At 39.4% G+C, this 26,981-nt stretch carries 26 protein-coding genes; 5 read left to right on the top strand and 21 right to left on the bottom strand.

Annotation, left to right across the window (positions count from 1 at the left end):
* Nucleotides 1–4: 4 nt before the first annotated feature.
* The 16 genes from PVK63_RS06665 to PVK63_RS06590 all read right to left on the bottom strand — a co-directional run bounded on the left by PVK63_RS06665 (nt 5) and on the right by PVK63_RS06590 (nt 16,833).
* The gene (locus tag PVK63_RS06665) at nt 5–1,138 is read right to left on the bottom strand and encodes a flagellin (RefSeq protein WP_274440111.1); all 1,134 of its coding nucleotides are present in this window, start codon (nt 1,136–1,138) and stop codon (nt 5–7) included.
* Between the two features lie 56 nt (nt 1,139–1,194).
* Nucleotides 1,195–1,575 carry a hypothetical protein gene (locus PVK63_RS06660; protein WP_274440109.1) on the bottom strand — a complete coding sequence of 127 codons (381 nt, stop codon included), beginning with the start codon at nt 1,573–1,575 and terminating at the stop codon, nt 1,195–1,197.
* A 251-nt stretch (nt 1,576–1,826) separates the two neighbouring features.
* Nucleotides 1,827–2,966: a flagellin gene (locus PVK63_RS06655; RefSeq protein WP_274440108.1), complete on the bottom strand. Its 1,140-nt coding sequence runs from the start codon at nt 2,964–2,966 to the stop codon at nt 1,827–1,829.
* 607 nt (nt 2,967–3,573) lie between these two features.
* Nucleotides 3,574–4,767 (bottom strand): flagellar hook-associated protein FlgL, encoded by a 1,194-nt coding sequence (gene flgL, locus PVK63_RS06650; protein WP_130048974.1) that lies wholly within the window; start codon nt 4,765–4,767, stop codon nt 3,574–3,576.
* A 16-nt stretch (nt 4,768–4,783) separates the two neighbouring features.
* Nucleotides 4,784–6,664: a flagellar hook-associated protein FlgK gene (flgK, locus tag PVK63_RS06645; protein ID WP_274440106.1), complete on the bottom strand. Its 1,881-nt coding sequence runs from the start codon at nt 6,662–6,664 to the stop codon at nt 4,784–4,786.
* Between the two features lie 273 nt (nt 6,665–6,937).
* Nucleotides 6,938–7,942, bottom strand: coding sequence for a flagellar assembly peptidoglycan hydrolase FlgJ (flgJ, locus tag PVK63_RS06640; protein ID WP_274440103.1), 1,005 nt, complete (start codon nt 7,940–7,942; stop codon nt 6,938–6,940).
* Between the two features lie 129 nt (nt 7,943–8,071).
* Nucleotides 8,072–9,193, bottom strand: a complete 1,122-nt coding sequence (locus tag PVK63_RS06635; RefSeq protein WP_130044120.1) for a flagellar basal body P-ring protein FlgI — start codon at nt 9,191–9,193, stop codon at nt 8,072–8,074.
* A gap of 2 nt (nt 9,194–9,195) precedes the next feature.
* Entirely contained in the window at nt 9,196–9,987 is a 792-nt protein-coding gene (gene flgH, locus PVK63_RS06630) for a flagellar basal body L-ring protein FlgH (protein WP_130044119.1), read from the bottom strand.
* A 12-nt stretch (nt 9,988–9,999) separates the two neighbouring features.
* Nucleotides 10,000–10,788, bottom strand: a complete 789-nt coding sequence (gene flgG, locus PVK63_RS06625; protein WP_130048971.1) for a flagellar basal-body rod protein FlgG — start codon at nt 10,786–10,788, stop codon at nt 10,000–10,002.
* A gap of 55 nt (nt 10,789–10,843) precedes the next feature.
* A complete protein-coding gene (locus PVK63_RS06620; RefSeq protein WP_130044117.1) occupies nt 10,844–11,593 on the bottom strand; it encodes a flagellar basal body rod protein FlgF in 750 nt (249 codons plus the stop codon).
* A 213-nt stretch (nt 11,594–11,806) separates the two neighbouring features.
* Nucleotides 11,807–13,105, bottom strand: coding sequence for a flagellar hook protein FlgE (gene flgE / locus PVK63_RS06615; protein WP_274440102.1), 1,299 nt, complete (start codon nt 13,103–13,105; stop codon nt 11,807–11,809).
* A 161-nt stretch (nt 13,106–13,266) separates the two neighbouring features.
* Nucleotides 13,267–13,977 carry a flagellar hook assembly protein FlgD gene (gene flgD, locus PVK63_RS06610; RefSeq protein WP_274440100.1) on the bottom strand — a complete coding sequence of 237 codons (711 nt, stop codon included), beginning with the start codon at nt 13,975–13,977 and terminating at the stop codon, nt 13,267–13,269.
* A gap of 15 nt (nt 13,978–13,992) precedes the next feature.
* Complete coding sequence (gene flgC / locus PVK63_RS06605) at nt 13,993–14,409, bottom strand: flagellar basal body rod protein FlgC (RefSeq protein ID WP_045102654.1); 417 nt, start codon at nt 14,407–14,409, stop codon at nt 13,993–13,995.
* Nucleotides 14,410–14,411: 2 nt separating this feature from the next.
* Complete coding sequence (gene flgB, locus PVK63_RS06600; RefSeq protein ID WP_130048968.1) at nt 14,412–14,807, bottom strand: flagellar basal body rod protein FlgB; 396 nt, start codon at nt 14,805–14,807, stop codon at nt 14,412–14,414.
* A gap of 194 nt (nt 14,808–15,001) precedes the next feature.
* The gene (locus PVK63_RS06595) at nt 15,002–15,829 is read right to left on the bottom strand and encodes a CheR family methyltransferase (protein ID WP_130048967.1); all 828 of its coding nucleotides are present in this window, start codon (nt 15,827–15,829) and stop codon (nt 15,002–15,004) included.
* A gap of 83 nt (nt 15,830–15,912) precedes the next feature.
* Nucleotides 15,913–16,833 carry a chemotaxis protein CheV gene (locus tag PVK63_RS06590; protein WP_130086015.1) on the bottom strand — a complete coding sequence of 307 codons (921 nt, stop codon included), beginning with the start codon at nt 16,831–16,833 and terminating at the stop codon, nt 15,913–15,915.
* A 98-nt stretch (nt 16,834–16,931) separates the two neighbouring features.
* Here PVK63_RS06590 and flgA point away from each other — a divergent pair, with 98 nt between their 5' ends.
* From flgA to PVK63_RS06575, 3 genes are all read left to right on the top strand, one after another.
* Nucleotides 16,932–17,654, top strand: a complete 723-nt coding sequence (flgA, locus tag PVK63_RS06585; protein WP_274440098.1) for a flagellar basal body P-ring formation chaperone FlgA — start codon at nt 16,932–16,934, stop codon at nt 17,652–17,654.
* A 199-nt stretch (nt 17,655–17,853) separates the two neighbouring features.
* Nucleotides 17,854–18,165, top strand: coding sequence for a flagellar biosynthesis anti-sigma factor FlgM (gene flgM / locus PVK63_RS06580; RefSeq protein ID WP_151654688.1), 312 nt, complete (start codon nt 17,854–17,856; stop codon nt 18,163–18,165).
* Nucleotides 18,166–18,217: 52 nt separating this feature from the next.
* Nucleotides 18,218–18,646 carry a flagella synthesis protein FlgN gene (locus PVK63_RS06575; RefSeq protein WP_130086013.1) on the top strand — a complete coding sequence of 143 codons (429 nt, stop codon included), beginning with the start codon at nt 18,218–18,220 and terminating at the stop codon, nt 18,644–18,646.
* 352 nt (nt 18,647–18,998) lie between these two features.
* Here the strand turns inward: PVK63_RS06575 and PVK63_RS06570 are convergent, their stop codons facing one another.
* The gene (locus tag PVK63_RS06570; protein WP_130044108.1) at nt 18,999–19,430 is read right to left on the bottom strand and encodes an LPP20 family lipoprotein; all 432 of its coding nucleotides are present in this window, start codon (nt 19,428–19,430) and stop codon (nt 18,999–19,001) included.
* Nucleotides 19,431–19,441: 11 nt separating this feature from the next.
* On the bottom strand, nt 19,442–20,077 hold the full coding sequence (locus PVK63_RS06565) for a FlgO family outer membrane protein (RefSeq protein ID WP_130044107.1): 636 nt from the start codon (nt 20,075–20,077) through the stop codon (nt 19,442–19,444).
* A 162-nt stretch (nt 20,078–20,239) separates the two neighbouring features.
* On the opposite strand from PVK63_RS06565, the gene PVK63_RS06560 reads away from it, so the two are divergent.
* Both PVK63_RS06560 and PVK63_RS06555 read left to right on the top strand, forming a co-directional pair.
* A complete protein-coding gene (locus PVK63_RS06560) occupies nt 20,240–21,376 on the top strand; it encodes a flagellar assembly protein FlgT (RefSeq protein WP_130047655.1) in 1,137 nt (378 codons plus the stop codon).
* Nucleotides 21,377–21,515: 139 nt separating this feature from the next.
* The gene (locus PVK63_RS06555) at nt 21,516–22,994 is read left to right on the top strand and encodes a tetratricopeptide repeat protein (protein WP_242511032.1); all 1,479 of its coding nucleotides are present in this window, start codon (nt 21,516–21,518) and stop codon (nt 22,992–22,994) included.
* A 249-nt stretch (nt 22,995–23,243) separates the two neighbouring features.
* On the opposite strand, the gene gltX is transcribed toward PVK63_RS06555, so the two are convergent.
* The 3 genes from gltX to PVK63_RS06540 form a co-directional block, all read right to left on the bottom strand.
* Complete coding sequence (gene gltX, locus PVK63_RS06550; protein WP_130086012.1) at nt 23,244–24,671, bottom strand: glutamate--tRNA ligase; 1,428 nt, start codon at nt 24,669–24,671, stop codon at nt 23,244–23,246.
* Nucleotides 24,672–24,840: 169 nt separating this feature from the next.
* Nucleotides 24,841–25,635 (bottom strand): hypothetical protein, encoded by a 795-nt coding sequence (locus PVK63_RS06545; protein ID WP_130086011.1) that lies wholly within the window; start codon nt 25,633–25,635, stop codon nt 24,841–24,843.
* Nucleotides 25,636–25,739: 104 nt separating this feature from the next.
* A complete protein-coding gene (locus PVK63_RS06540; protein WP_274440095.1) occupies nt 25,740–26,789 on the bottom strand; it encodes a porin in 1,050 nt (349 codons plus the stop codon).
* Between the last annotated feature and the right edge of the window lie 192 nt (nt 26,790–26,981).

The raw sequence follows: 26,981 nt of genomic DNA, 5'->3' as shown, positions 1-26,981 counted from the left end.
TAAGTTACCCAAGCAGTTTTAACGCAAGATCTGGTGCTTGTTTAGCTTGAGCGAGTACCGTTGAGCTTACTTGTTGTAAGATTTGCGCTTTCATCATCTCAACCGTTTCTTTCGCAAAATCCGTATCTTCAATACGACTGTTTGATGCTGAGATATTTTCATTAATATTGTTTAAATTATTAATCGCATGACCAAAACGGTTTTGGAACGCGCCTAATGTCGCACGCTCTTTATCAACAAATCCCATGGCGGCATCTAACGTTGCAATGGCTTTTTGAGAGCCACCGACTGTCGTTAAATCCAAATCATTCACGGTATCAAATACAGCGCCACCAATAGCCAATTCCGCAGATAGCGAACCACCAAAGGTCACCGCACTAGAAACTAAATCCCCTGCCGTAAATAACTGTAACTGACCGTTCTCATCGACAGAGGCGTTAACAGTATCATTTTGCCCATTGATGTAGGTTGCCAATTCCTCAATATCATCACCCGCTTTCGCTTCAATTGTGATTTCTTGAGCTTTACCATTTTCATCATTAAATGACATGGTAAGCGTCTGCCCGCCTTCTGGTACTGTCCACCCTTTGTTTAGTTGGTTTTGAGAGGTGTAATGAAAGCCACCCATTGCTAAGGTGTCAGAACGCATACTACCAAGCGTTAATTGCACTGCTTCACCCGCATTAGCGCCAATCTGAAAGGTTGATGTTCCAAATTGACCATTCAATAAGCGGCGACCACCAAAAGAGGTGGTTTCTGCAATACGATTTAATTCATCATTTAAAGCATCCGCTTCTTCTTGTATTGCCTGGCGATCTTGTAAAGAGTTAGAGCCATTTGATGACTGTAGTGCTAAATCACGCATACGCTGAAGAATGTTAGTACTTTCATTCATCGCCCCTTCCGCCGTTTGGGCAATAGAAATACCATCATTAGCATTACGAACCGCCACATCCAAACCACTCATTTGTGATTTTAAACGGTTTGATATCTGCAAACCTGCCGCATCATCCTTCGCACTATTAATTCGACTTCCTGAGGAAAGACGCTCCATAGACTGGTTTAGATGCTCCGTCGCTTGATTTAAATATCGCTGTGCCGTCATTGCAGACACATTGGTGTTTACCGTTACAGACATAACAATCTCTTAATATATTTAATCTTAATAATTATAGCGGCCAAATAACTCAAAGCTTAACTGATATTTTGATGATGGCAGCGGCTACTGCTTTCTATTTGATAATGGCTAGGATCAATACCTTCAGACTTCAATAAGTTAATAAGAGCAGGATCTGAACATTCTTCTCCTAAATAATGCTTTAGATCTTTTCTGGCCTTACGTTTTACTTTATGAATAGGAGAGTTAAAACATTCTCCATAGCCTTTAATATGGCTATTTCTAGGAGTGATGCCTTTTTCTTCAAAGTAGTGCTCGATATCAGAATCGAGGCATGACTGAGCTAAAATAAATGAATCATATTCCACATTGGATAAAAGATCATTATTGTGCAGCTGGGCACTAAGCGTAGAAAAAGATAAAGAAGTTAATAATAAAAATCGTAAGAATGAACTCATAACATGACCTTACTTATAGAATAGACAGTAAGTCATCGACCGAAATAAGATTTTCTAAATTAAAAAGAATGTTTTTAGAAGGGTAGCCCCAATTAAGGGGCATAAAGCTAGGCTGGTTTTTTATGAGGAGATCTGTGAGAAGAACACAAAAAACCAGTTACCTGAAGCTTGCCAACAATCAAATGAACAAGAGGATGATGAGAGATGAGAGCACCTCTTGTTCACTAAGATGACTGTTGTTAGTTACTCAATTACTGCAGTAAAGTTAGTGCAGCGTTTGGTAACTGTTTCGCTTGAGCAAGAATAGAAGTACTAGACTGCTGAAGGATTTGTGCTTTTGTCATGTTTGTTGTTTCTTTAGCAAAATCAGTATCTTTGATTCGGCTGTTAGAAGCAGACACATTCTCTTGAATGTTTGACAAGTTGTTGATGCTGTGGCCTAAACGGTTTTGTTTAGCACCTAAATCAGCACGCTCACGGTCAATGTAAGCAAGAGCTGAATCGATAACACCGATAGATACTTGAGCATCACCAACAGACGTTACATCTAGTTTATCAACCGTTGCTTTAATACCAGCACCGCCAGCTAAACCTAACTCAGAAGCAAGGTTACCAGACACCGCTAACTCACCTTGGATAGATGGTTCAGCAACAAACAGTTGAAGTTTACCTTCATCACCAACAGATGCAGAGATCTTGTCTGATTGACCATTGATGTACGTTGCTAGCTCTTCAATATCGTCACCAGCTTTAGCGTTGATATCAATAGAAACTGCTTCACCTTTTTGAGTTGTGAACTCTAGTTTCATGTCACTTTTGCCAGCTTCTACATTCCAAGACGCGCTTTTGCCGTTCTCAGAAACGAAACGTTGGCCACCCATGCGGCTATCATCAGCACGTACAGAGGTTAATTCGATTAGAATTGCTTCACCCGCGTTTGCACCAATTTGGAATGCAGATTCGCCGAATGTACCGTTCAGTAGGCGACGACCACCGAATGATGTAGTTTCTGCGATACGGTTAAGCTCATCAGACAGCGCGTGAACTTCTTCTTGGATAGAAGCACGATCTTGGTCTGAGTTAGAGCCATTTGCCGCTTGTAGTGATAAATCACGCATACGTTGAAGGATGTTAGTCGATTCGTTCATCGCACCTTCAGCCGTTTGAGCGATAGAGATACCATCGTTCGCGTTACGCATAGCAACATCAAGACCACGAGTCTGAGCTGTTAAGCGGTTAGAAATTTGTAGACCAGCAGCGTCATCTTTTGCGCTGTTGATCTTAGTACCTGAAGACAAACGCTCCATTGAATTGTTTAAATCGTTTGTTGCGTTATTTAGGTAACGCTGCGCAGTCATCGCAGATACGTTAGTATTTACATTTACAGCCATCGTTGCTCTCCTTTGGCTTCGCTTTCGCGAAAACTCATTTCTGCTCTATTCAGAAATATTTAAAATTCATATCAGCCACAATTGGCCAATAGTTATTAAGTGTCATGTAATTTACATATCAAATCTCATGCCAAGATGAGAAAAATATGCACATTAATGACTGACATACAAAAGCAAAGTCATTAACTCTACTCTGCAACTGCTATGCCACTATTTACCATTGGCAAACTGTGAGCGTCTCAGTCATAGTTATTAATTAGCATAAGGTGTGCCAGTTTTTTAAATAAAAACTCAAACATAATGAAAAATAAATTAAATTAATAAATAACAACAACTTAAAAATTACATTCGTTATTTATTGTCTCTTTTTATAGAAAAAACCAAGACTAAAAAATAATGTTGCCGCTTGATTAGCAATAGCTATTGCCGCTTTTTTTCACCTTTGCCTCAATCAATAAATGACTATTTGCCAGCGACTACAAAGCGGCAAAAAAAACAAACGATGCGGCAAGGCCTTTCCTATGTAATATATTGATAATTCAATTAGTTATAGTCATAAAAAAGCCTAGCACGACTGCTAAGCTCTCTTTTTATTTAATGGTGGTATTTACACGTAATTAAATAAAGTAATGTCTTTTACTTTACCAAACGCTTGTTGAGATGCTTGAAGCGCACGAGTATTTTCATTAAATTCAATGACCGCTTGCGCATAGTCTAAGTCTTCAATAGAACTTAATGATTTAGAAATAGTTAAATCAAAATCTTGATGCTGCATCTCTTGTTGATCTAGCGTATTTTGTCTCGTACCAACTTCTGCTCGCGCTTGGCTTAAATGAATGAATGCCGCGTGAAATTCATCCGTTACTTGATGTAATTCTGCCGTTGTTGAGGCATCAGACACATCATTTAATGCTAATTCTTGTGCTCTTTTGAACGAATCAAAAATACTAATGGTCTTTTTTGGCTCTAAGGTGATGGTATCACCCGCTTTTAATTGACCACGGATTTGAATATCTACCCCTTCGTATTTAATGCCTTCAGAAGGGTCAAACTGGGCCGTTTTTACCGTACTGCCATCTTTTGATAGCTCATAGTTATACTGACCGTTAGCGGCTGCATTAAAAGTGATTTCATAAGTTGCAGGATCGGTGTAATTGGTATTAGTCGCTTTTGACAGCAAAAGCTCTGAACCTTCTTGCAGTGCGTACTGTGGATCATAATCTCCAAATGGATTTTTGATTTCAGTAAACAGCTTACTGCCAGAATCATTAACAGCAACTTCAATCGAGCCTGATACTTTTAAATTACGTTGGTATTCATCTCCGGCATAAGCAACTGTCCCATCATTTGATCTAAAAAATGGTTGGGTTTTAGGCTTAGTTCCAGAGAAAAGGTAATTTCCTGATTCATCTAACATATTCGTTAGGTTTAAGAAATTATCTGCTAATCCTTTTACGTCCTGAGCATGAGCGTAACGGTCTTCTGGTGCAAGAGAGCCGTTAATCATTTCCATTACACTGCGCTTTGCATCATCGGCAAACTGCTCCGCATTGGCAATCGCCACTTCATGACGCTCTAAGCGGTTGCGAGCAAGAATAATGGTATCGCTGTATTGACGTAGTTCTTCTTTCTTTTGCGTTAGGTTTTGAGCGTATAACGCAGCAACGGGGTCGTCTCCTGCCGTTAATAGCTTTTTACCTGACGCTAATTGCGCGCTGTTTTGATGCACTTTGGCTTCTTGGCGCGAAATATCATTCTGAACTGATTGGTAATTATGAAAGCTTGAAATACGAGTTAACATATTGAATGCCTCCTAGTTACGAAAGTTGCAAGATTGAGTTAAACGTTTCGTCTGCCGCTTTCATAATACGAGAAGAAGCCATATACGCCTGTTGGAACTTCATCATATTTGCCGCTTCTTCATCTAAGTTTACGCCAGCAACAGAAGCGACACGACTTTGTGCTGCTTCGTTTTCTACACGAGAAACTTCAGATAAACGAGACGCTGTTGCTTTTTTCAGGCCAATTTCAGTATTTACGTTTTCGTATAGGTCAATCACCGTTGAGCGGCCTTCGTCCATTACTTTACGTGTCTGTAAGCCTTGCATTAACAATAAGTTACCGTTGTCACCTTCTGATGGCACTAAGTTAGCAGCAAACTTATCATTTGCAGCTGCACCACCTGTTAGCTCAAACGTTGTACCACCAACGCTTACCGGACCTTTTGGTGGGTAAGTTTGTGGTTCTAGTAACATTTTTCCTTTCATATCTAACACTGCAAACTGATTTGCTGCTGGAGATATAACGACTTGGAACTCTTTTAGCTCACCTGCTTGTAACACTTTAAATTTCGCATTACCTGTCGCAAAAGTGGCAGAGCTTGCGTAACTTTGTGCAGCAATTTTCTCTGCTTCATTCATTTCAAGCTTCATTTCGCCAGCCGCAATACGGGTTGGGCGAAGTAATACACGCTCACCGGCACCTAGTGGTTCACGAATTTCAACTCGCATACCGTCTAGGAAAAAGGTCGATGGGTTACCGGTTGGGTCTAAGCGCTGTACTTCACCTGTAGGTCGGGTCACCGTATATTGGCTACCGTCATACTTAAGTGTGTAATCACCCGCCTTTAGTAAGCTAATATCATCAATAAATACGCCTACTTCTGCAGATGAACCACCTTGTACGATGGCACGACTACGTGCTGCTTGTTCTGAGTTCACATCAGAGAAAATATTAGCACCAATCTGTCCACGCAGATCTATTGCTTGGCTTTGTAGACGGTTAACTTCACTGCTGAAGCCAACGGCCACACGGCCTAATTCATCCATGATGGTAGGAATAGTGCTATCACGCAATTCAAATAACGCTGACATTTTACCGCCAATGCTATCATGCTGAATTGCTTTCAATCCTTTACCTTCAACCATTGCTAGTCGGCGCTGTAATGGGTCAGGAGTCCCTGCTATCATTTTCAATTCACTTGCATTTGTGCCAGACACTAGCATGTGCCCACCACCAATTAATACATTAAATGAATTCTCGTTTTGACGCTTTGTAATGGTTACTTTTGTGTACTGAGATAGCTCTTTAATTAACTTATCATGACGGTCCATTAGGTCATTGTGCGGACCTGGGGTCTTGACCATCATTTGGTTAATGTCTTTTAACTCTAGAGCAATACCATTCATACGCTCTACCGTTAGATCCATCTTTTTATTTACGTCTGAATTTTGCTGACGTACGTTCTCATAAAAGTCATTTAAGCTTTGCGAAACAAGACGTGATTTTTCAAGGACTACTTTACGTGCACCGATTTCGTTAGGGCTATCGGCAAGTGTTTTTACTGCATCAAACCAATCATTAATGTTTTCTGGAATACGTTTTGCGCCAATAGACGACATCATATTCGTTAGAACATCAAGATTTGCCTCTGTATCCATAGAGTAATTTAAATTGGTTGTCGATAGGTTCAATTCGTTTGTAGCGAACTGATCAAACGAACGTCGCACAGCGGCTACATGCACGCCTGCGCCGAGGTTTGCACCTGACACCCAATGAGGCATATTAGTGTCTTGAACAACCGATTGACGACTGAAGCCTTCAGTATTAACGTTGTTAATATTGTGACTGGTCGTATTCAGTTGACGCTGCGCCGTAAGCACACCTTGTGTACCTAGATTTAGCAGATCAAGTCCCATGTTGCCTCCAAAAAAACTCTATAAAAGATGCGATAAAAATTTCCTAACGAATCTAATATAGCAATCAGTGTGCCAACTTTTAAACCCTTTACTTTCAACAAGATAACTAAAAACGCAGACTTAAAACTTTATCTTTGCCACTAAAATTATGTATTTATTGCCTTTCTTTGCCTCTTTTGGTTTTTAAGCGGCAATAAAACAAAAAATCCTGCCGCTTAGCCAGTCAATATGGCTAAGATGCAGGATTTTAATGGTTTAATTTTTTAGTTAAGTTTATTTAGTTAAGCTTTCTACGGTCTTCATTACACTCATTACTTTATCGGTATAATTTGGATCGGTTGCATAACCAGCACTGTGGATCCCTTTAATAAAGCTTTCTGAACTTTCTGTTTGCTGTAGCGCTCGCTCATAACGTGGGTTTTGATTTAAGAATCGAACAAAATCACTAAAGCTCTCTTCATAGTTATCGTATGAACGGAAAGCGGCATTTTCAGTAACGGCAATATTATCGTGATACTCCAAGGTATTCTTAGCGATCTTATCACCTTGCCAACTTCTGTCTGCTTTGATATTAAATAAGTTATGACTTGAATCGACTGAGTTTTGAATCACTTTCTTACCCCAGCCGGTTTCTAATGCCGCTTGAGCGATCAAGACATTCGAATCAATACCCAGTGCTTTTGCTGCTTTCTCTGCGTATGGTTTCATGGTTTCAACGAATTGCTGAGGTGAATCAAATTTCTGAGGCTGCTGTGCCGGTCTTGCCGCTAAGGCTTTTTCTAATTGAGCGACAGACCCTGATTCTGTTTGTGATGCTTTCTTGGCTTCAGACATTGCCGGGTATTGATAATCAACTGGCAAACGCAATGTTTCGTCGGTTGCCGCTTTGCGCATTGCCATACGCGCATCTTGCTCTAAATTCTTACCGTTATGTACAGGTGGCTCTTGATTCATTGATGCACTAAGTTGAGCAACAATCATGTCTGCTAAGCCTAATGACCCTTTTTTCGACAACTCAGTTGCCATTTGATCATCACGCATTTGCTCAAAGAACTGTTGATTATCACTGCTCATCATGTCTGACTTGAATGAATCATTGGCATTACGCATTGATTTAAAAAGCATTTGTGTGAAGATTGATTCAAACTGCTCAGCCGCCGCACGCAGCGCTTTGTCTTGGCTTTCTTGATCGCCGCTCACCGCACTTTTACGTAATTTATCTAGACCACCCACATCATGGATAAAGCCTACGTCTGTCATGTTTACTGAATTATTCATCTTTACACTTACTCTTTTAATCAGGGTAATAAAGTTACGGTCTCTACGTTACTAATAGAGCAAATTTAATGCCAAAAAAAACGCACTCCCTAAGAAGTGCGTTTATTGTCTTTATTTAACAAGCAACTATTAAATGATAATTAGTTGTCCTTCAATGGCACCCGCTTGTTTCAATGCTTGTAGAATCGCCATTAAATCTGATGGTGCAGCACCAACCTCATTCACAGCTCGAACCAAATCATCAAGAGTCAGCCCCGGCTCAAACTTAAACATCTTTCCTTGTTCTTCCGTTACTTCAATATCAGAATCAGGAACAACAACAGTTTGACCGTCACTAAAAGGACCTGGTTGACTCACTTGTAAGTTTTCTTTAATTGCAACCGTCATACCCCCGTGGGTTACCGCTGCGGCTTTCAATTTCACGTGTTTACCAACAACAATAGTGCCAGTACGAGAGTTAACAATGATTTTTGCAGAGCCATCTGCAGGGTCAAAATCTACGTTTTCAACTGCAGATAAAAAAGCAACTCGCTGACTAATATCACGAGGAGCACGCACACGGACTGAGGTTGCATCAACCGCTGACGCCATGTTCGGACCTAAAAAGTTATTTACCGCATCAGCCATACGTTGAGCAGTAGTAAAATCAGACTCTAATAAGTTAAAGGTAATGAAATCACCACGACCAAACGGAGACGGGATCTCACGTTCAACCATTGCACCACCAGAAATACGACCTACGGTTGGGTTATTACCCACCAATTTTGAACCATCTGCACCTTCAGCACTAAAACCACTTACAATTAAGTTACCTTGTGCAATTGCGTAGGTTTTACCGTCCAAACCTTTCAAGAAGGTTTGTAGCAAAGTACCACCACGTAAGCTTTTCGCTGAACCAACAGAAGAGACAGTAACATCAACTACTTGGCCTTGTTTTGAAAAGGCTGGCAACGTTGCGGTTACCATTACTGCTGCAACATTTTTTGTTTTTGGTTTTGTACCAGGCGGTAATTGAATACCAAAGTTTTGCAGCATGGCATTAAAGCTTTGATCGGTAAATGGTGTTGATTCACCAGTACCCGGTAAGCCTGAGACCAGACCATAGCCGATTAATTGGTTACTACGAACCCCAGCAACTTCTGCTACGTCTTTAATACGTGCCGCTTGTGCTGTAGAGATACTTAGGCATAACCAAGTAAAAATTAAGGTAACTAGGTTTTTATTCACGTCAAAACTCCAACGATTCGTCATTATTACAGTGCTACATTAAAGAATCGTGCCAAGAATCCAGGTTCTTGCATATCTTGTTGATCACCCGTACCTGAATATTGGATACGAGCATTTGAAATTCGTGTTGATGCGATGGTGTTATCAAATCCAATATCTTCAGGTCTGATGGTTCCGCTTAATCGAATGTACTCATCACCCGTATTCAGTGTTAACCACTTTTCACCACGGATCAATAAGTTACCATTTGATAATACTTCAATCACTTCAACCGTAATTGACCCACTTAAACTGTTGCTTTGGTTGGCTGATGTATTTCCTGTGAAATTATTGTCATTTGATAATTCATAAGAGAAGTTATATTGGCCGCCCATCTGCAATTCTTGTCCACCAACTTGCAGCGGGTCCATGCTTGAATCATTCGATTTTGATAATTCTGCATCGGCACTTTTTGCCGCTTTGGTATTTTCAGCCAAAGTAACCGTAACAATGTCACCTAACCCACGTGGTTTTGTGTCATCGTACATATCTTGTGCATGATCAACATTAAACAGAGATCCAGTTGCTGCCGCATAATGCTCTGGTTTTTCTTTAGGATGAATTGGAGCCCAAGCAGGATCACCTGATATAGGATCATTACGACCACGCAGTGTATCAATAATGCCGCCGCCCTCTTCTTTTGCTTTATCTCCCTCTACTGCATCAACATTGGTTGTCGCAGAAGTGACTTCGCTCTCTTGTAAGTTTGGATTTTGCACCAATAATGATTCACAGCCAGTTAAAGCAGTTAGCATTAATAAACAAAGAAGACGTTTCATCCTAATCACCAATTACAGTTGTTGGTTAACAAAGCTTGCCATCTTATCAACAGCAGAAATTACTTTTGAGTTCATTTCGTAAACACGTTGCGCTTCTATCATGTTCACTAACTCTTCTGTTACGTTTACGTTTGATGCTTCAAGCATAGATTGGCGAATGGCACCTAAACCTTCTAGGCCTGGTGTTCCTTCTTGCGGATCACCACTTGCACCTGTTGGTAAGTAAAGGTTTTGCCCTACTGGCTCTAGACCACCTGGGTTAATAAAATCAACCGTTGTAATTTGACCAATCACTTGGTTATCTTGCTGACCACGTAAACGAACAGAAACTTCACCATCCGTACCTACCGTTACATTAATTGCATCTTCAGGAACGATAATTTCTGGTTCTAAACGGTAGCCAGCGCCTGTTGTTACGATTGCGCCTTCATCGTTCAGTGTAAATTGACCATTACGAGAGTAACCAATGTTGCCGTCAGGCATAGTCACTTGGAAAAAGCCTTTACCTTCGATCATCATGTCCATACCGTTTGATGTGGTTTGAGCATTACCGTTAGTGAATACTTTTTGAGTTGCCACAACTTTAGAACCAGCACCTAGCATTAAGCCTGTTGGTAACTCGGTATTTTGAGTTGATTGAGCACCGGCTTGGTTTACATTTTGGTAAAACAGATCTTCAAATACGGCACGGCTCTTTTTAAAGCCAACCGTTGAGGCATTCGCCAAGTTGTTTGAGATAGTAGCAATGTTTGTTTGCTGTGCGTCTAAACCTGTTTTACTTACCCATAATGCTGGATTCATTGTGTGTTCCTCTAAATTTTTTAATGTATTAAGTTAATCAAAGTTAATTATTCAATTAACCCATACGTAATAATGAGTCTGATGCTTTATCCATTTCTTCAGCGGTACTCATCATCTTGACTTGCATTTCGAATTGACGTTGCAAATCAATTAAATTGGTCATTTCACCTACGGCATTAACGTTACTGCCTTCTAATGCACCTTTTAATACAGTGACACTAGCATCCGCTTGGAATGCATTATTAGGATTTTTCGAACGGAACAAACCATTCGTGTCTTTAAATAAATCACGATTATCGGTTTTTACTAATTTAATACGGTCAACTTCTGCCATCGCTTCTGCTGGCGCACCTTGCTCAAGAACAGAGATAGTACCGTCTTTAGCAATTTGAATTTTTGAGATAGGAAGCGGCAAAGTGATTGGCGCGTCATTTTCACCTAGTACTAGATGACCGCTGCCATTCATTAATAAACCTGTTTCATCAATTTTTAGATTACCGGCACGAGTCAAACCTTCACGGCCCGTGTTGTCCATCACTGAAATCCAGCCATCGCCTTCAATCGTTAAATCTAAATCACGACCTGTTGTAATCACAGAGCCTTGAGAAAAACTGCTTCCTGGACGCTCAGTCATATTGAACACACGAGTAGGCAAACCTTCACCATACGCTTGCATTGAACGCGCTTGCTCTAAATCGGCACGAAAACCAGTCGTACTTACGTTGGCAAGGTTGTTTGAACGCAGCTGCATAGCTTGCATGTTTTGCTTTGCGCCACTCATGGCTAAAAATAATGCGCGATCCATAATGAACTCCAATAATCTATCTGAAGTTATAATAGCAATGAGTGTGCCAACTTTTATTTGCTATATTTTTCAATAAATTAAATGTATGACAGGATGATTTTATGAATATAAGAGATTCAAAGAGGAAAGACTTAGGGGAGGAGAGGCAAATAATTTGGGTAAAAAATTGCCGTCAACATTGACGGCAATTCGATAATAACAATCTCGTTTAGATTAACGAATTTGCAGAATATTTTGTTGCAGTTGGTTGTGTACATCCAGTGAACGTGAGTTCGCTTGGAAGTTACGCTGTGCAGAAATCAAATCAACTAACTCTTGAGTCATATCGATGTTTGATTGCTCTAGGGTACCACTTTGAATATCACCAAATGAACCTTGGTTTGCTTCACCCCAAATTGCATCACCTGACGCTTGTGTCGTTGACCATTGAGTGCCACCGTTTTGAGCAAGGCCTTGTTGGTTAGTTACACGAACCATTGCTACGCGACCTAATGTCACATCTTTACCATTTGAATAAGAACCAACAATGTTACCACTCTTATCGATATCTACTTTTGATAAGTAACCTGTTGTTGCGCCATCTTCACTAAAGCGACGCATTTCAAACGGTGCAGAGAATTGTGTTGGGTTATCAAACTTCATGGTTAATGTCTGAGAAGGATCAGCACCATTTAAGTTTAAACCATTCTCACCTAACGTGGTCGTTGCAACCGGTTGACCGGCATTGATACTTTGAGTTGTACCATCATTATTAAAGACAATAGAGTGACCAACTTGGCCAGCAGCATTTGTTGTATCACCTGCATTAATGTTTACTGGCTTTTCACCATCAACATCAGTAGAAGAGTAGAACACATTCCAACGGTTTGGTTGTGTTGCATCTTTCACATAGTACGTTGTCATTTTATATGGCTGACCTAAAGAGTCATACGTCGTTACCGATGTTGACTTGTTATAAGTGTCAGGATCATTCATATCAAAAAGAGCAGGATCTTTTGGTACTTCAGTTGCTGGTAAGTTCATACCAATTTCAACGTTTTCTGTTGGTTTTGGCTTACCGAATTGGTCTGGGATCTTAAGCGCTTTAGGCTCATAAGAAGACACATTACCAGATTCAGGATCGACTTCGTAACCCAGTAAAAACTCATCATTTGATGTCGTTACGTAGTTTTCGTTATCTAGGTGGAATGCACCATTACGGCTTAATTCATTCGTTGCAGGTTGTAGGCGATCTTTTGCCACTGCGAAGAAACCTTGGCCAGAGATACGTAAATCCATTGGATTGTTAGTATAGATGCTAGAACCTTCATGGAACTGTTGTGCTACTTTAGTCGTCTGAGCACCACCACCAGTTGTGGTTTTTGCATTTGAGAACAATGACGATGAATACACATCACCAAATTCTGCACGAGATTCTTTAAAGCCAAACGTATTTGCATTGGCAAGGTTATTTGATGTTGTGTTTAAGTCTTTTTGAGCAGCGGCTAGACCACTTAATGCTACGTATGACATTTGATATCTCCTATCTAGCTACGCTTATGTTTTCCAATTCCATTAACGATCGCAGTCAATGGGGAATGTTAAAGGAATTGGCATAGCTCTTTATTGAATTAAAATATAACGTTATTGAAAGTATTCAGGCAGCGTCATGCTGCACTGAATATTCGCCCTTATTATGCTTTACCAACTTCTAGCACTTCTGCCAGTTTCATTGGTGAAGCAAAACCAGCAAGATTTAGCAGAACATTGCCATCACCTTTGCCTAGAAGAACACTGTTGACGTTAGCGTATGTTGATACGCCAAACTCTTTGTTTTCTCCATCAAGCACACCAGCAGCTTTAATGTTATAGCTACCAGCAGGCATTGCATTGCCCTTGTCATCTTTGCCGTCCCACTCAACACGAGTGTCGCCAGCAGGTTTAGCGCCCACATTTAAAGTACGAATTAATTGACCTTGTTCGTTTTCTACACGAACCATTAGGTTATTAATCGCTTGTGGCAATTTAACCATTGCCGCCATGCCTTTATCTGCTTCTTTTAAGCCTTTAGCGCCAGGTACTAGAACATCACGACCAACAAGCGAAGACGCTTGTAATGCTTGGTTAGATGTCATAGATGAATTCAAGCTATCAAACTGTGTATTCATCTTGCCGATACCATCGACGGTTGCAAATGATGCCATTTGCGCAATCATCTGGTCGTTTTCAACCGGCTTAAACGGGTCTTGTTGAGACAATTGTTTGGTTAATAATGAAAGGAAGTCTTCTTGCTTCAGTTCATTTTTACCACCTGTTGCTTTTTCAGGTTTATTTGCCTCTTGAAGACTTTTAAGCTGGTCGATGTAGGACAAGCCGTTTTGACCAACGTTATTGATTCCAGTCATAGCTACCTCCTATCCTTATTGACCCATTCGCAGAGTACTCTGCAACATTTGTTTACTTGCATCTGCTACTTGAACATTCGTTTGGTATGAACGAGAAGCAGAAATCATGTTTGCCATTTCTTCCATTACATTAACGTTTGGCTTAAAAATGTAGCCATCGTCATTTGCCATAGGGTGATCAGGGTTATATTCAGCACGTAGCGGTTTTTGGCTTTCAACAATACCAAGAACTTTTACAGGTACTGTATGTTCTTGTTTGTATTTAGCTTTACTCAATTCCGCACCAAAGACAGCTTGACGAGCCTTATAAGTTTCAGCAGCAGAGCTACTTACACTGTCAGCATTTGCCATGTTACTTGAAGTGGTGTTAAGACGAACTGACTCTGCACTCATTGCAGAACCCGTAACGTTGAAAACATTAAATAAGCTCATCTCTATTCCCCTTTAATTGCTTTGGTTAGGTTTTTGAATTTACTACCTAAAAACTCTAATGATGCTTGATGACGAAGTTGGTTTTGCATAAATAAATTACGCTCCAAATCCACATCTACCGTGTTGCCATCACCTGTATCTGGTTGAGTTGGTACACGGTATTGAATTTCCCCTGCCACTCGTGTTGAGGCATTAATGTGCCGACCATCTGTACGGCTAAGACCCATGCTTGCCTTTGATGTTGCCGACTGTAATGCTTTTTGAAAATCCATTCCTTTTGCTTTATAGCCAGGTGTATTCGCCTGAGCGATATTCGTCGCTAGCATCTCTGCGCGCTCTGAACGAACACCAACAGTATGCTGATGAATACCTAATGCGTTATCAAAAGAAATTGCCATTTCAAACCCTCCACAAGAACTGACTAGCAGTATATATAATTTCTATATAGCAACCTGTATGCCAACTTTTCAATTCACAGAGCAGATTGACGATACTACTGATAAATAATTAGCAATATTTACGCCAACTATAGATTACAGATACAAAAAAAGCGACCTAAGTCGCTTTTTGTTTAATAATCATTCAAATGACATTACTTTAGTTTGTAAATAATACCTGGGTTACAACGAACCATTTCGAATTTATCAGTCAAACCAGTTAATGACTCAGAAGCACCCAGTAATAAATACCCACCAGGGTTAAGACTTGCCGCCATTTGGTTTAAAACTTTAGATTTCATCTCTGGTGAGAAATAGATAAGTACGTTACGACAGAAAATAATGTCAAATTTACCAAGTAAGCTATAGCTGTCCATTAGGTTTTGTGGACGGAAATTTACCATTCGCTTAATTTTATCGTTAATTTTCATTTTTCCATCACCAGCGTCTTCAAAAAATGCGCGACGACGCTCTGGTGACAAACCACGGCTTAACGCCAAGTTATCATAGACACCCGCTTTACAGTTTTCTAGCATTGACGGTGAAATATCGGTCGCGGTAATACTGATGTTTGGAAGGAAACCCGGTTTACGCGCTTGAATCTCAGCAATGGTCATCCCCATTGAATACGGTTCTTGGCCTGATGAACTTGCCGCTGACCATATTTTTAATGGGCGACGATTTGCCGCTAACTCTGGCAATAGTTTTTCAGACAATACTGTAAATGGGTAGCCATCTCTAAACCATAACGTTTCATTGGTTGTCATGGCATCGACTGCTGCAACACGTAACTCACGGTTACTACCTGAGATCACTTGCTTTAATAAATCAGATAATGAAGCTAATGAAAACTTAGCAACTAAAGGACTCAGTCGGCTTCTCACTAAATATTGCTTACTGTCACCAAGGACAATACCACATTGAGATTCAAGAAAACGGCTAAAATCACGATACTCTTGTTCGTTGATAGTTATAGTTGTCATTAACGCTTTTACTTCCAAATAAAAAATGAATTGCCGCTTAATATTACTACGACAATAGGATTTAGCTTATTACTTTATGCTGTTTATTTTTCAACAGCCCTTTTCACGGCCGCACCTAACTCATCAGGATTAAATTTAGCGATGAATTGGTTTGCACCAACACGTTCTACCATTGCTTGGTTAAATACGCCACTCAATGAAGTATGTAGTATAACATGTAAGTCTTTAAGTGCTGGTTCACGACGAATTTCAGCCGTTAATGTGTAACCATCCATCTCTGGCATTTCAACATCAGAAATAACTAAGCCAATTTGCTCATATACACTGCCAGCATTTGCCATTTCTACCAATTTGTTCAACGCTTCTTTGCCATCTTTCACCATAATGGTTTCAAAACCAATAGATTCAACAGCACGTTGAACTTGTTTACGGGCAACACTTGAATCATCAGCAATAAGTACTCTACGAACAACTTCTTGACTCATCGCCGTCATTTCTTCAACTAACTCTTCATTCATCGTTTCGTCGATTGGTGCGATTTCAGCTAAGATTTTTTCAACATCTAAAATCTCAACCAACTCATCATCAATGTTAGTTACTGCAGTTAGGTAGTTTGCACGACCAGTGCCTTGCGGTGGCGGTAAAATTGCTTCCCAGTGCATATTTACAATACGCTCAACAGACTTAACAAGGAAACCTTGAATAGTACGGTTGAACTCAGAAATAATGATAAAACATTTATCAATTTCTGTAGTAGGACGACCACCGGTAGCAAGACTTAAATCAATAACAGAAATAGTTTGACCACGAATATGAGCAATCCCTTTTACTAAAGGGTTTAAATTAGGCATTGAAGTCAGCTTAGGACACTGTAATACTTCTTTTACTTTAAATACGTTAATACCATAACGTTGGCGTCCCATAAGACGAAAAGTAAGTAGCTCTAAACGGTTTTGCCCTACAAGTTGTGTGCGCTGATTCACCGAATCCAGTATGCCTGTCATATCTGACTCCATCTTGTGCCATTATTAATGAACCGTGAGCCTAACATAAACCCATTAAGAACACGATATACCATATGGCATTTTATAATAAATTTTTGATGATAAAAAAAACAAAGGGTAACCCAATAGATTTTTATCGACTTGTGAGCCTTATCGGCATATTTGTAAGTTTCTTTAGTGTGAATGTTCATGCTGCCACAGATGAGCAACTAAAGGCAATCAAACAGGCTGCAGAATCTTTCATTGAACAGCAAATAGATACTCCTAAAAATGGAACTCTGCAAGTAGAAGCGGTTCGAGTTGATAGTCGTATTCACGCAACTGACTGCCCTACCCCTTTAACGACCAGCTTACCAGGTAAACTCAATACGAGTGGAAATACCTCAGTGTTAGTTGAGTGCCCAGAAGACGATTGGAAAGTCTATGTTCCGGTTAAATCGGAGCTTATGATGCCATTAGTTACCGCTATCACCTCCCTATCGCGCGGACACTCGATTTCGCCTCAAGATTTAACATTAACGCTCGTTGGTAGTCGAGTATACCGCCGCGGAGGTTATATAAATCAAGACGATATCATTGGTGCGCGCATAAAACGCAGCGTTCGAGCGGGTGAAGTTGTCGAAAAAAACGACATCTGCATGGTATGCAGCAATGACAGTGTTATAATTAAAGCAGTAAAAGGCGAATTAAGCATTCTCACTAAAGGCACAGCACTCGGTGATGGTGTACTCGGTGAAAAAGTAAATGTAGAGAATGACAAATCAAAACGCATTGTTAGCGGTATTGTTACTGCTGTAGGTGAAGTGAGTATTCGTTTTTAACAAATAATCACTTTTATTTTCTAAACTATCTGCAAACAATGCCGATATATTTTTTGTGGCACTATTTATGCTTAGTTTTACCACAGCTGAAAATAATGAAAAAAGCGTCAAAAATTTTCATTATTTGCTTAAGTTATTTTTTTGACAGCCGATAGATAGATTAGAGAAATGTATTAACCCGGCTAAAAGGCTTGAATATATGACAAGTATTGACCAACTACGTGCTAGCCAAGCAATGGCAACATTACGTAATCAAGCTCGTGTTGATTCTGGTGATAAATCACCTGTAAATTCAACACCTGCAATGTCTGCGAAAATGGATGCGGTTTCTTTAAGTAACCAAGGTAAAGAGATTGGCCAAATGCACCAACAACTAGCAACAGAGCCTTCGTTTAACGAAGATAAAGTTGCCGCAATTAAAGCAGCTATCGCAAATGGCTCTTATTCTGTTGACCCTGAGCGCCTAGCAGACAACATGATTAAATTTGAAGATGAATTAGCCGGCCTATAATAACCTAGGCTGGTTACTCATCTAGCACTAACCTAATAAATATTGAGAGAATATGGCTCAAACATTGACTGAATTATTGGATCTGCAACGCAGTGTTGCTTTGTCTCTTTCGACGGTATTACATCGAGAGAAGCATGCTATTGCCAGTAGAAAACCAGCAGAAATGGAAAGTATTGCTCACGATAAACTTGGCTTACTAAACCAACTGCGCCAATATGATCAGCTATTAGGTAGCCATGCTGAAAGACAACTCCTCTCTGAGGACAATGCACTAACAGAAAAAGTGACGGAAATTAAATCCATCATTCATGACTGTAAAGAAGAAAACGCAGTAAATGGTGAGGCACTGCAACGTGCACAACTTAGCTTTAATAAGCTAAATAACCTGATGCAACAAAGCCGTGGTAAAAATGGCATGACTTATACCGCTGAAGGTCAAACTCGTAACATCACTACATTAGGTACTAACGTAAAGGCATAACCTCTTTCGTTATTTCCAACGACCAATTAATATCTACAGTGTTCCCCATATAACACTGTTACGCTTATTATCGCTATCCTTTGCTTCTACTAAACTTCCTTTCCTCTTTTATTTCCCCATATTTTTTATCCTTATCATTTCTTATTCAAATTTACTCCTTATACCATTCTGGATAAGTAATTGTTCAGATAATTGCGTAGGAACAATCGATTTTAACAAGCAAGAATGATCAAATACTTATGTAGATTGGTATAAGTTCCAAACATAAAAAAGCCCTCAGCACTTTAAGCACTAAGGGCAATAACGTTATGTCGAATGAGAGTTTCTAACTAACCGTGTTTATCACCATTAATTAAAATAACGTTGTTCTTCGTTGGGTTGACGGTACATCATAAACCTGGCCTTGGTTTTTCATGCGCTCCATCTTTTTCAAATCTAATTTTAATTCAGTTACATAACTGTCACCAACGGGGTAAGTTCTTACCACTTCAGCTCCGCGGATAATACCATCAACACCGGCAGAGGTCGTTTCCTCTCCTAGCTGTTGATCATTCATCTCAACTTTGCCGCTGATACGCATACCATACACTTGCTCAGCTAACTCTCTATAAGCATCAACCTTAGAAGCACGCATTGCACGCATACGTTTTTCATCCATATTTTTTCCAGCTTGCTCACTAATGCTAGCGTAACCGACCGCGGTCAAGTGATCGCTTTCACGCATGACACCGATTGGTTGGCAACCAACTAATACTAATAGAGCTAATAAAAACCAATGTTTCATATCTGCTTCCCCTATGGACGTAGGATAATGGTATGACGCTCTGCTTTTTGAACATCAGAACGAATAATCACACCATCTTCCATACGCACTGTATTTAGTGTGTCTAAATCACGGCCAATTCTATCCGCCGGAAGGAACCCTTGTGCCGATGCGACAACAACTCGAGTTTGCATACCAATAACACGAGCGTTAATTAACACCCCGCCATCTTGACGAAGCATTGTACCCGTTAGTACGTAATCAACTTGCTGCTCTTGAACTAATTCTTTCCAATCACGGCTAAAAGCAAAATCACCTTGTTGAGTAACTCGGATATTGCCCGTTGTTTTATAATCAATAACTTTAAAGCCACGGCGCTGAAGCTGGAAAATAAAGCTCTCAGTTACTGAATTGCCTAACCAGTTTGTTTGATCCATTTGTTGTAAATCAACAAAAGACGTAATGGCAATTGGTGAACGAGCAGATAACGTCGTATTTGATGTTACTAACTGCTCAGTTAAACTTTCAATGAAGTAATCCATTGTATGTCTCGGCGTATCCGCCAACATAAAAGGACTGCCATTATAAGGTTCTTTACCATTATAAATTGGTGAGTAGGCGCACGCACTCATCACCATTGATAGCAGGATTACAACTAATACTCTCATTCTATTATCTCCAGATAATGTTTTAATATACTTATTGGTTAAGCGTCAAATTCAAACTAGGAACAAAACTTGCAATAGTTTATGAAACGCAATTTGTAAGTACTTTTATCAATCAACAAATATTAGTTAGCAAATTTCATACCCATTTGGCAGATATCAGCAATGAAAAATATATTATTATTACTTACCTCAATATTAACAATGAGTTACGCACTACCTTCAAAGGCTGAATGGTTTGAAGTAACTGGCTCTGCAAGTGTATTAACTAGCAAAAGTGCGGCAAGATCACATGCACTAGAAGATGCCGCTTACCAAGCGATGCTGTTTTCAGGGGCTGATATTAGCCGCTTAAAAGATTTAAAAACCTTTTTAGAAAATGATGAAAAGCACTATCAGTTCAGTGGAAGTGAAATTCGCAGTATTGAAGTAATAAAAGAGAAGAAGAAAAACGGTAAGATCTATATCACGACTCGAATTGATATCTACCCTTCGGCAAACAGTTGCCATATTGGGCAATATAAGAAAACCTTTATGACCAGTGAGATCACAATCGACTCACCGCAACAAGCAGTAATGGGTAAGGTATATCAATTAGGTGAAGATCTAAGTACGGTCTTTTCACGCCAACTCGATAAAGAATCACAAAGCTTTGTTTCTGTTGGTAATTCTCATATTCGTATTGATAAGCGTCAACCAGACGTTGTCAAAATGATTGCTGATGATCATGGAGCACAATATATTTTCTCAGGAAACATCACCGATTTAAGTGCGACTGTTGAGCAAAACTTACTTAAAAAAGACACGATAAATAGACAATTTGCCATTGAAGTTGCTGTATTAGATGGCAAAACAGGCCAAACCGTTTATAACAATAATTACCGTGAAGTCGCACAGTGGGACTTTCCTAAAACCAGTGAAGTTGATACCCAAAGTGCTCGTTTTTGGACTTCAGCTTTCGGTGAAATGGTGCTTAGAGTTAACCGAGATATGATGCTTGATTTGGAAAACCAATTCGCATGTAAAATGACGCTACCTCAAATTGTCAGCATCAATAATAATCGTATATCGATGGATCTAGGTCGCATTCACGGCGTTAAGAAAGGCGATAAATTAGAACTTTGGCATACCGGATCATTTATTGATCAGAACGGTTTGCCGCGTAATAAAGTCTCTAAAACAGAAATTACATTAACCGTTGCTCGTGTGTATGAGCAAAATGCTGAGCTAACTATCGATCAACCACAATTGCTTAACAGTATCCAAATTGGGGATGTAATGCATAAAGTCGACATTAAATAGATTCAATGACGTCTTTTCTTAAAATAGAAACCACAGCTTTATGTGGTTTCTTTTCTTTTTGAGTTATGCGTCCCTCGTTTTTCCACTTCTCTTGCGATATTCTTTCCATACAATCAGAACAAAATGCTAATTATATATTATGCTAAGAAAATTTGGCTTGCTTATTAGTGGCTTACTGCTAATAAGCTTTTCTTTATCCGCTAAAACACAAATGGAGGATGAAGAGTGGCAGAAACAATATCATCACAATAGAGTCGCCTCTCCACACAGCGCATTAGCTATGCTTAAAGAGGTATATTTAACGATATCTCCCAGTGCTGAACGTATTTATGTCGCGACCCGCATTCATGGTTTTGTCACGCGCCGTGGGGATAGTTATACCCATCAAACCTCTGAGAACAGTAAAAATCCTTATGAAAAGCTTGAATGGTTGATTCTAAAATCAATGGATCTTGATGATAAAGGAGAACAAGAAAAGACCCTCGCTACCATCAAGTTAGCACAAGTCACGGCAGCAACACTCAATGATCCTGATTTAGATGCATTACTCCTATTAAAGCAGTGCAAAACTAATCTTGCTCTCGGTAATTATTTTATTTCTGAATTTTATTGCCAATCAAGTATCAAGCAGTTAGAAAAAACCAGCAGCCATTATATTGATATCAAATGGGCCTATCGCTTACTCGCGTTAAGTTATCAAGGCAGTAGTAACCTAGAAGCAGCACTCACGGCTAATGAAAAAGCCCTCAGTTTTAGTAAGCCTTATGATATTAATGATACCAGTTATTCAAATATTGCAACTTTATTGCTAAATATGGGTCATTTAAGCAGGGCTGAAGAGTACGGGAAAAAAGCTCTGGATATTCGAATAAAACGGAATATTCCTCAAAAAATAGCTCAATCAAAGATCTTATTAGCCAAAATTAATTTAACATTGGCTAAATATGATAAAGCAGAAAGCCTTGTTCGCTCTGCGTTAGAGGGCTTACAAGAATCAACACATACTTACTCTACTTCCCTGGCTTATTATACTCTGGGGAGTATCCTTCATAAAAAAGAATTAAGTGATGAAGCTATTGAGTTCCTACTACTTGCTTTAAAAGCACAAGAAAGAAAATCGAATGCCACTCTGACAATTAATATCCATCAATCTCTTAGTCAGATCTATTTAGAGTATCAAAATCCAAATAAAGCGTTAGAGTTCATAGAAATCGCTATAGAAAAATCAAAAACAGCGCAAAACCAAATAGAGCTTGCTAACTCCTATTTATTTCAATCGAAAATTCAAGAACTTACTCAGGACTACAAAGATGCGCTAGAAGCTCAAAAAAAGTATCGAGAAACTCTAGATCTAATTTACGCTAAAAACACTCGAAAAGCCTACGAAGCACTTGAATTTCGAAATAGTGTAATTAAAACAGAAGGGGCATTGATTGAAACTTTACAAAAACAAACTAATCAACAACTAAATTTCAATCAAAATAAATACTTATTCGTTCTAATCCTAATTATCATTGCTATGGTTTTTCTTGCAATAACTCTACGCTCTAGTCATTGGCTAAAGAACAAAAGTACGGCAGTTAAGCCACTAACTGATAATAGCAACCACAGTAGGTAATACCAATCTACATAAGTATGTGATCATTCTTGCTTGTTAAAATCGATTATATCTGCGTTATAAATTTTGTAATTAGATCCACTAGTTACTGCAATTTATGCCTTGCTCTAATCGATTTTTCCTACGCAATTATCTGAACAACGACTTATCCAGAATGGTATTAAAATCTCACATAATTTGTAGTGGTAAATAAAAAAGCCGCTGAACGGTTAGTCCAACGGCTTTGTTTATTTATGTAATCATTTATTTTTACTGTGCGTTAGCTTCACGCTCAGCAATAAACGCTAATGCCATTTTGATACGAGCAACTACGCGCTCTTTACCAATCAATTGCATTACCGCATCAACCGATGGAGATTGACCGCCACCTGTAACTGCAACACGTAATGGCATACCTATTTTACCCATGCCAATTTCTAGCTCAGCACATACTTCTTCAATCACATTGTGAAGGTTTTCAGTTGTCCACTCTTCTAGAGCTTCAACTTTTGCTAATGCTAACTCTAGCGGCTCTTTTGCTACGCCACGTAGGTGTTTCTTCGCTGCACCAGCTTCGAATTCTTCAAAGTCTTGGTAGAAGTAGCAAGATTGATCTGCTAATTCAATCAGCGTATTACAACGCTCACCTACCAGTTTAATTACATCAGTAATTGCTGGACCATTCTCTAAAGAGATCTCTTTTTGATCTAGGTGCCATTGTAAGTATTTTGCAACGTACTCAGGCTCTGATGTTTTAATGTAATGGTTGTTTAACCATAGAAGCTTATCAGTATTGAACGCTGATGCTGATTTACTTACTGCATTTAAACTGAATAAGTTAATCATCTCTTCTTGTGAGAAGATCTCTTGGTCACCATGAGACCAACCTAAACGTACTAGGTAGTTATTTAGTGCATTTGGTAAGTAACCTTCATCACGGTATTGCATTACCGATACAGCGCCATGACGCTTAGACAGTTTTGCACCATCATCACCTAAGATCATTGCACAGTGTGCAAATTTAGGTACTGGAGCACCTAATGCTTCATAGATGTTAATTTGACGAGGTGTGTTGTTGATATGATCTTCACCACGGATAACTTGAGTAATACCCATATCCCAGTCATCAACCACTACTACGAAGTTGTAGGTTGGTGCACCATCAGTACGACGGATGATCAAGTCATCTAATTGGCTATTTGAGATTTCGATACGACCACGGATTTGGTCATCAAATACTACCGAACCTTCTTTAGGGTTACGGAAGCGGATAACACACGCATCGCCTTCTTTTGCTGCAGCATTAGCTTCAACAATTTTAGGGTGGTTTGCATCGTAGCGAGCCATTTCTTTATTTGCTTCTTGCTCTGCACGAATTTCATCTAGCAGTTCTTTTGATGCATAACACTTGTATGCTTTGTCTGCAGCAAGCAGTTGGTCAACAACTTCGTTGTAACGGTCAAAACGCTTAGATTGGTAATAAGGACCTTCATCCCATTCCATACCCATCCAGTGCATACCTTCAATGATTGCGTCTACCGCTTCTTGAGAGTTACGCTCTAGATCCGTATCTTCAATACGTAGAACAAATTCGCCACCTTGGTTTTTAGCAAAAAGCCATGAGTAAAGTGCAGTACGTGCACCGCCAACGTGAAGATAGCCTGTTGGGCTTGGAGCAAAACGAGTTTTAACCGTCATTGTTATTACCTTTTTGAAGAGGTTGAGCTGAATCTGTCAGCACCACATAATTTATGCGCTATTTTAGCACTATAAGGTAATTCTACAATGGGAAAGAGGGACTGTGTTTAATTTAAAAAATAGAAAAAGTGGCCAAGTTACTCACTCAGCCACTTTTAAAATTCAAAAATTATTTATTTAATAACCAAGTTAGTATTTGAGCTTTGTCTTCGGTAGAGGCTTTCTCATACCAATAGCTCAACATTTCTAATGATTTAGAATCAGAATTCAGCTTTGTACTAATTGATTTTCTATTTGCGAACGCCCACTCAGTAAATTGCTCTTGCTCTACAGCTGTCGCTTCATTAAACCAATATTTGGCCATTTCTACTGGTTTTGTTTCTTCTGCCTTTGTTTCAATTATTGGTTGTGCCATAACTACGGCTGGCGTGTATTGAAATTGAAGTGCTTTTTCATCTAGCACTGCTTGAAAGTAACCAGCAGGAATGGTGAAAGATAGTTTTGATATTTCATTTTGAGTTTTCGCAACATAAGTTAAGCCCTTTTGAGCAGCCAATTCAATTTCGTTATTATCTATAGGGAAAGTGAAGTATTGAGTCGCTGTACAATGCTCTGAGCACGATTCTGTTGATACTGAATAAGGTTCTATTTTGCGTTCATTTCCATCAATGACCACTGAACTATATGAATAACTCGCTTTAAAATAGCTTAATTCAACAGCCATGTATGATGATGGGGATTTCTTTTCACTTGTCGCGTAATTCGCGATAAGTTGCGATGTGTTTTTTAACGCACTCGCTCCCACGCTTTGATTTTCAATTGGAACAATGTCTTTTGCTTCTATCGACACATAATTGTGTTTACGAGTGACTTCTTTTATTGCATCAGAAAAATCATCATCACTCGATAATGTTGAGCACCCACTAAGTAATACGACACTCAGTCCTAAAATTCTTTTATACATCTTACTATCCTTTAAATTTTAAATTTTAAATTTTAAATGCCCAAAGTAAAAAACGCCGACAAAAATTGCCAGCGTTTTTAAAGTTAGCTAAGTAACAACTCTTCTTAGAAGCCGTACTCTAGACCAACACGTGTTACGATATCTGTATCATCATCACCAACAGTACGGCCAGCTACACGAACATACGGTACGAAACCATTGTGAACGTACATGATTTGACCAGAAATAGTGCTTGAATCTAACGTTTCTTCAGTTGCTCCAGCGCCTTTTGTTGTTACGCCATCAGCATCTAAGTTCGCAGCATAACCCAGTTTAAAGCCAAGTGAGTCTGCCCAGTATTGACCGATAATAGAGAATGAGCCTTGATCTACATTTTCATCAGTACCAATAACTTTTCCATCTTTATCTTTGTGCTGGTACTTATCTACACTTTCTTGCTTATATGCTGCTGCTAAGCTAAAACCACCTGGTAAACCAACTTCAGCACCAACTAAATATGATAAGTTGTCATTACCATCAATTCCACGGAAATCAGAACCGCCTTCAACCGCACCCATTAATGTAACAGTGTTGATTGTGTACTTAACATTACCACCAAAGAAGCGAGAGTCACGAGTTGCTGTACCGCTTGGGTTACCATCACGACCTGCAGAAACTGCAAATGTTAAACCACCAAAACTTGGAGAATCGTAACGTACTTGGTTTGATTGACGATCGTAGTGACCATTCACACCACCCCAGTCAAATACAGAGCCAAGACCTGGGTTAGAGAAAGGCCAGTCAATAATTTCGTACATTGGTGTAAGAACACGACCCGCACGGAAGTTACCCCAATCACCTGAAAGACCTAGGTAAGTATCACGAGCGCCTAGCGCACCACCTTGACCACTATCTACATAACCAGATTCAATTTGCATTGTAACCAATACATTTTCAAACATTTCTTTATGTGCACGGAAACCAATACGAGATTCGTTTTCTAGTACATAACCATCTGTACCTGCATCATTACCAGTCGTATTGTAGTTAACCGCAGACATTGCAGCAACACCATATACATCTACATTGAAATCAGAGTTAACACCAACTTCTTTTGCTGTAACACCAGTTGCAACTAATGCAATTGCAGCACCTAAAAGTGTTTTCTTGAACATAGTCATAATTCCTTCATTTAACTAATTAAGTAATGCACAGTCATTTAACTTGGTCGCCGAAATGAACCATGCACTAGATTTGTTGTCTGGAGTGGACTATGACAATGTTTTTTCACAAAGAAAATATAGTTACGTTTTTTGAGTGACGCACCTCAAATATCAATATTTATAAAAAAACATAACGCCTAAATA

Origin of the sequence: Aliivibrio sp. S2TY2 (assembly GCF_028765525.1) — a bacterium.
Taxonomy (GTDB): domain Bacteria; phylum Pseudomonadota; class Gammaproteobacteria; order Enterobacterales; family Vibrionaceae; genus Aliivibrio; species Aliivibrio finisterrensis_A.
Note: the sequence above shows the minus strand (reverse complement) of the source record. Positions and strands in the feature narration are given on the sequence as shown.

Excerpts from the sequence above, each read along its gene's own strand:
- PVK63_RS06555 (WP_242511032.1), top strand. The coding sequence starts at position 21,516 with ATGCTAAGAAAATTTGGCTTGCTTATTAGTGGCTTACTGCTAATAAGC.
- flgA (WP_274440098.1), top strand. The coding sequence starts at position 16,932 with ATGATAAAAAAAACAAAGGGTAACCCAATAGATTTTTATCGACTTGTG.
- flgD (WP_274440100.1), bottom strand. The coding sequence starts at position 13,977 with ATGACTGGAATCAATAACGTTGGTCAAAACGGCTTGTCCTACATCGAC.
- gltX (WP_130086012.1), bottom strand. The coding sequence starts at position 24,671 with ATGACGGTTAAAACTCGTTTTGCTCCAAGCCCAACAGGCTATCTTCAC.
- PVK63_RS06565 (WP_130044107.1), bottom strand. The coding sequence starts at position 20,077 with ATGAGAGTATTAGTTGTAATCCTGCTATCAATGGTGATGAGTGCGTGC.
- flgL (WP_130048974.1), bottom strand. The coding sequence starts at position 4,767 with ATGTTAACTCGTATTTCAAGCTTTCATAATTACCAATCAGTTCAGAAT.
- PVK63_RS06540 (WP_274440095.1), bottom strand. The coding sequence starts at position 26,789 with ATGTTCAAGAAAACACTTTTAGGTGCTGCAATTGCATTAGTTGCAACT.
- flgB (WP_130048968.1), bottom strand. The coding sequence starts at position 14,807 with ATGGCAATTTCTTTTGATAACGCATTAGGTATTCATCAGCATACTGTT.
- flgK (WP_274440106.1), bottom strand. The coding sequence starts at position 6,664 with ATGGGACTTGATCTGCTAAATCTAGGTACACAAGGTGTGCTTACGGCG.
- flgM (WP_151654688.1), top strand. The coding sequence starts at position 17,854 with ATGACAAGTATTGACCAACTACGTGCTAGCCAAGCAATGGCAACATTA.
- flgG (WP_130048971.1), bottom strand. The coding sequence starts at position 10,788 with ATGAATCCAGCATTATGGGTAAGTAAAACAGGTTTAGACGCACAGCAA.
- flgC (WP_045102654.1), bottom strand. The coding sequence starts at position 14,409 with ATGAGCTTATTTAATGTTTTCAACGTTACGGGTTCTGCAATGAGTGCA.
- PVK63_RS06545 (WP_130086011.1), bottom strand. The coding sequence starts at position 25,635 with ATGTATAAAAGAATTTTAGGACTGAGTGTCGTATTACTTAGTGGGTGC.
- PVK63_RS06620 (WP_130044117.1), bottom strand. The coding sequence starts at position 11,593 with ATGGATCGCGCATTATTTTTAGCCATGAGTGGCGCAAAGCAAAACATG.
- flgJ (WP_274440103.1), bottom strand. The coding sequence starts at position 7,942 with ATGAATAATTCAGTAAACATGACAGACGTAGGCTTTATCCATGATGTG.
- flgH (WP_130044119.1), bottom strand. The coding sequence starts at position 9,987 with ATGAAACGTCTTCTTTGTTTATTAATGCTAACTGCTTTAACTGGCTGT.
- PVK63_RS06560 (WP_130047655.1), top strand. The coding sequence starts at position 20,240 with ATGAAAAATATATTATTATTACTTACCTCAATATTAACAATGAGTTAC.
- PVK63_RS06635 (WP_130044120.1), bottom strand. The coding sequence starts at position 9,193 with ATGACGAATCGTTGGAGTTTTGACGTGAATAAAAACCTAGTTACCTTA.
- PVK63_RS06655 (WP_274440108.1), bottom strand. The coding sequence starts at position 2,966 with ATGGCTGTAAATGTAAATACTAACGTATCTGCGATGACTGCGCAGCGT.
- PVK63_RS06575 (WP_130086013.1), top strand. The coding sequence starts at position 18,218 with ATGGCTCAAACATTGACTGAATTATTGGATCTGCAACGCAGTGTTGCT.
- PVK63_RS06660 (WP_274440109.1), bottom strand. The coding sequence starts at position 1,575 with ATGAGTTCATTCTTACGATTTTTATTATTAACTTCTTTATCTTTTTCT.
- flgE (WP_274440102.1), bottom strand. The coding sequence starts at position 13,105 with ATGTCATACGTAGCATTAAGTGGTCTAGCCGCTGCTCAAAAAGACTTA.
- PVK63_RS06665 (WP_274440111.1), bottom strand. The coding sequence starts at position 1,138 with ATGTCTGTAACGGTAAACACCAATGTGTCTGCAATGACGGCACAGCGA.
- PVK63_RS06570 (WP_130044108.1), bottom strand. The coding sequence starts at position 19,430 with ATGAAACATTGGTTTTTATTAGCTCTATTAGTATTAGTTGGTTGCCAA.
- PVK63_RS06595 (WP_130048967.1), bottom strand. The coding sequence starts at position 15,829 with ATGACAACTATAACTATCAACGAACAAGAGTATCGTGATTTTAGCCGT.
- PVK63_RS06590 (WP_130086015.1), bottom strand. The coding sequence starts at position 16,833 with ATGACAGGCATACTGGATTCGGTGAATCAGCGCACACAACTTGTAGGG.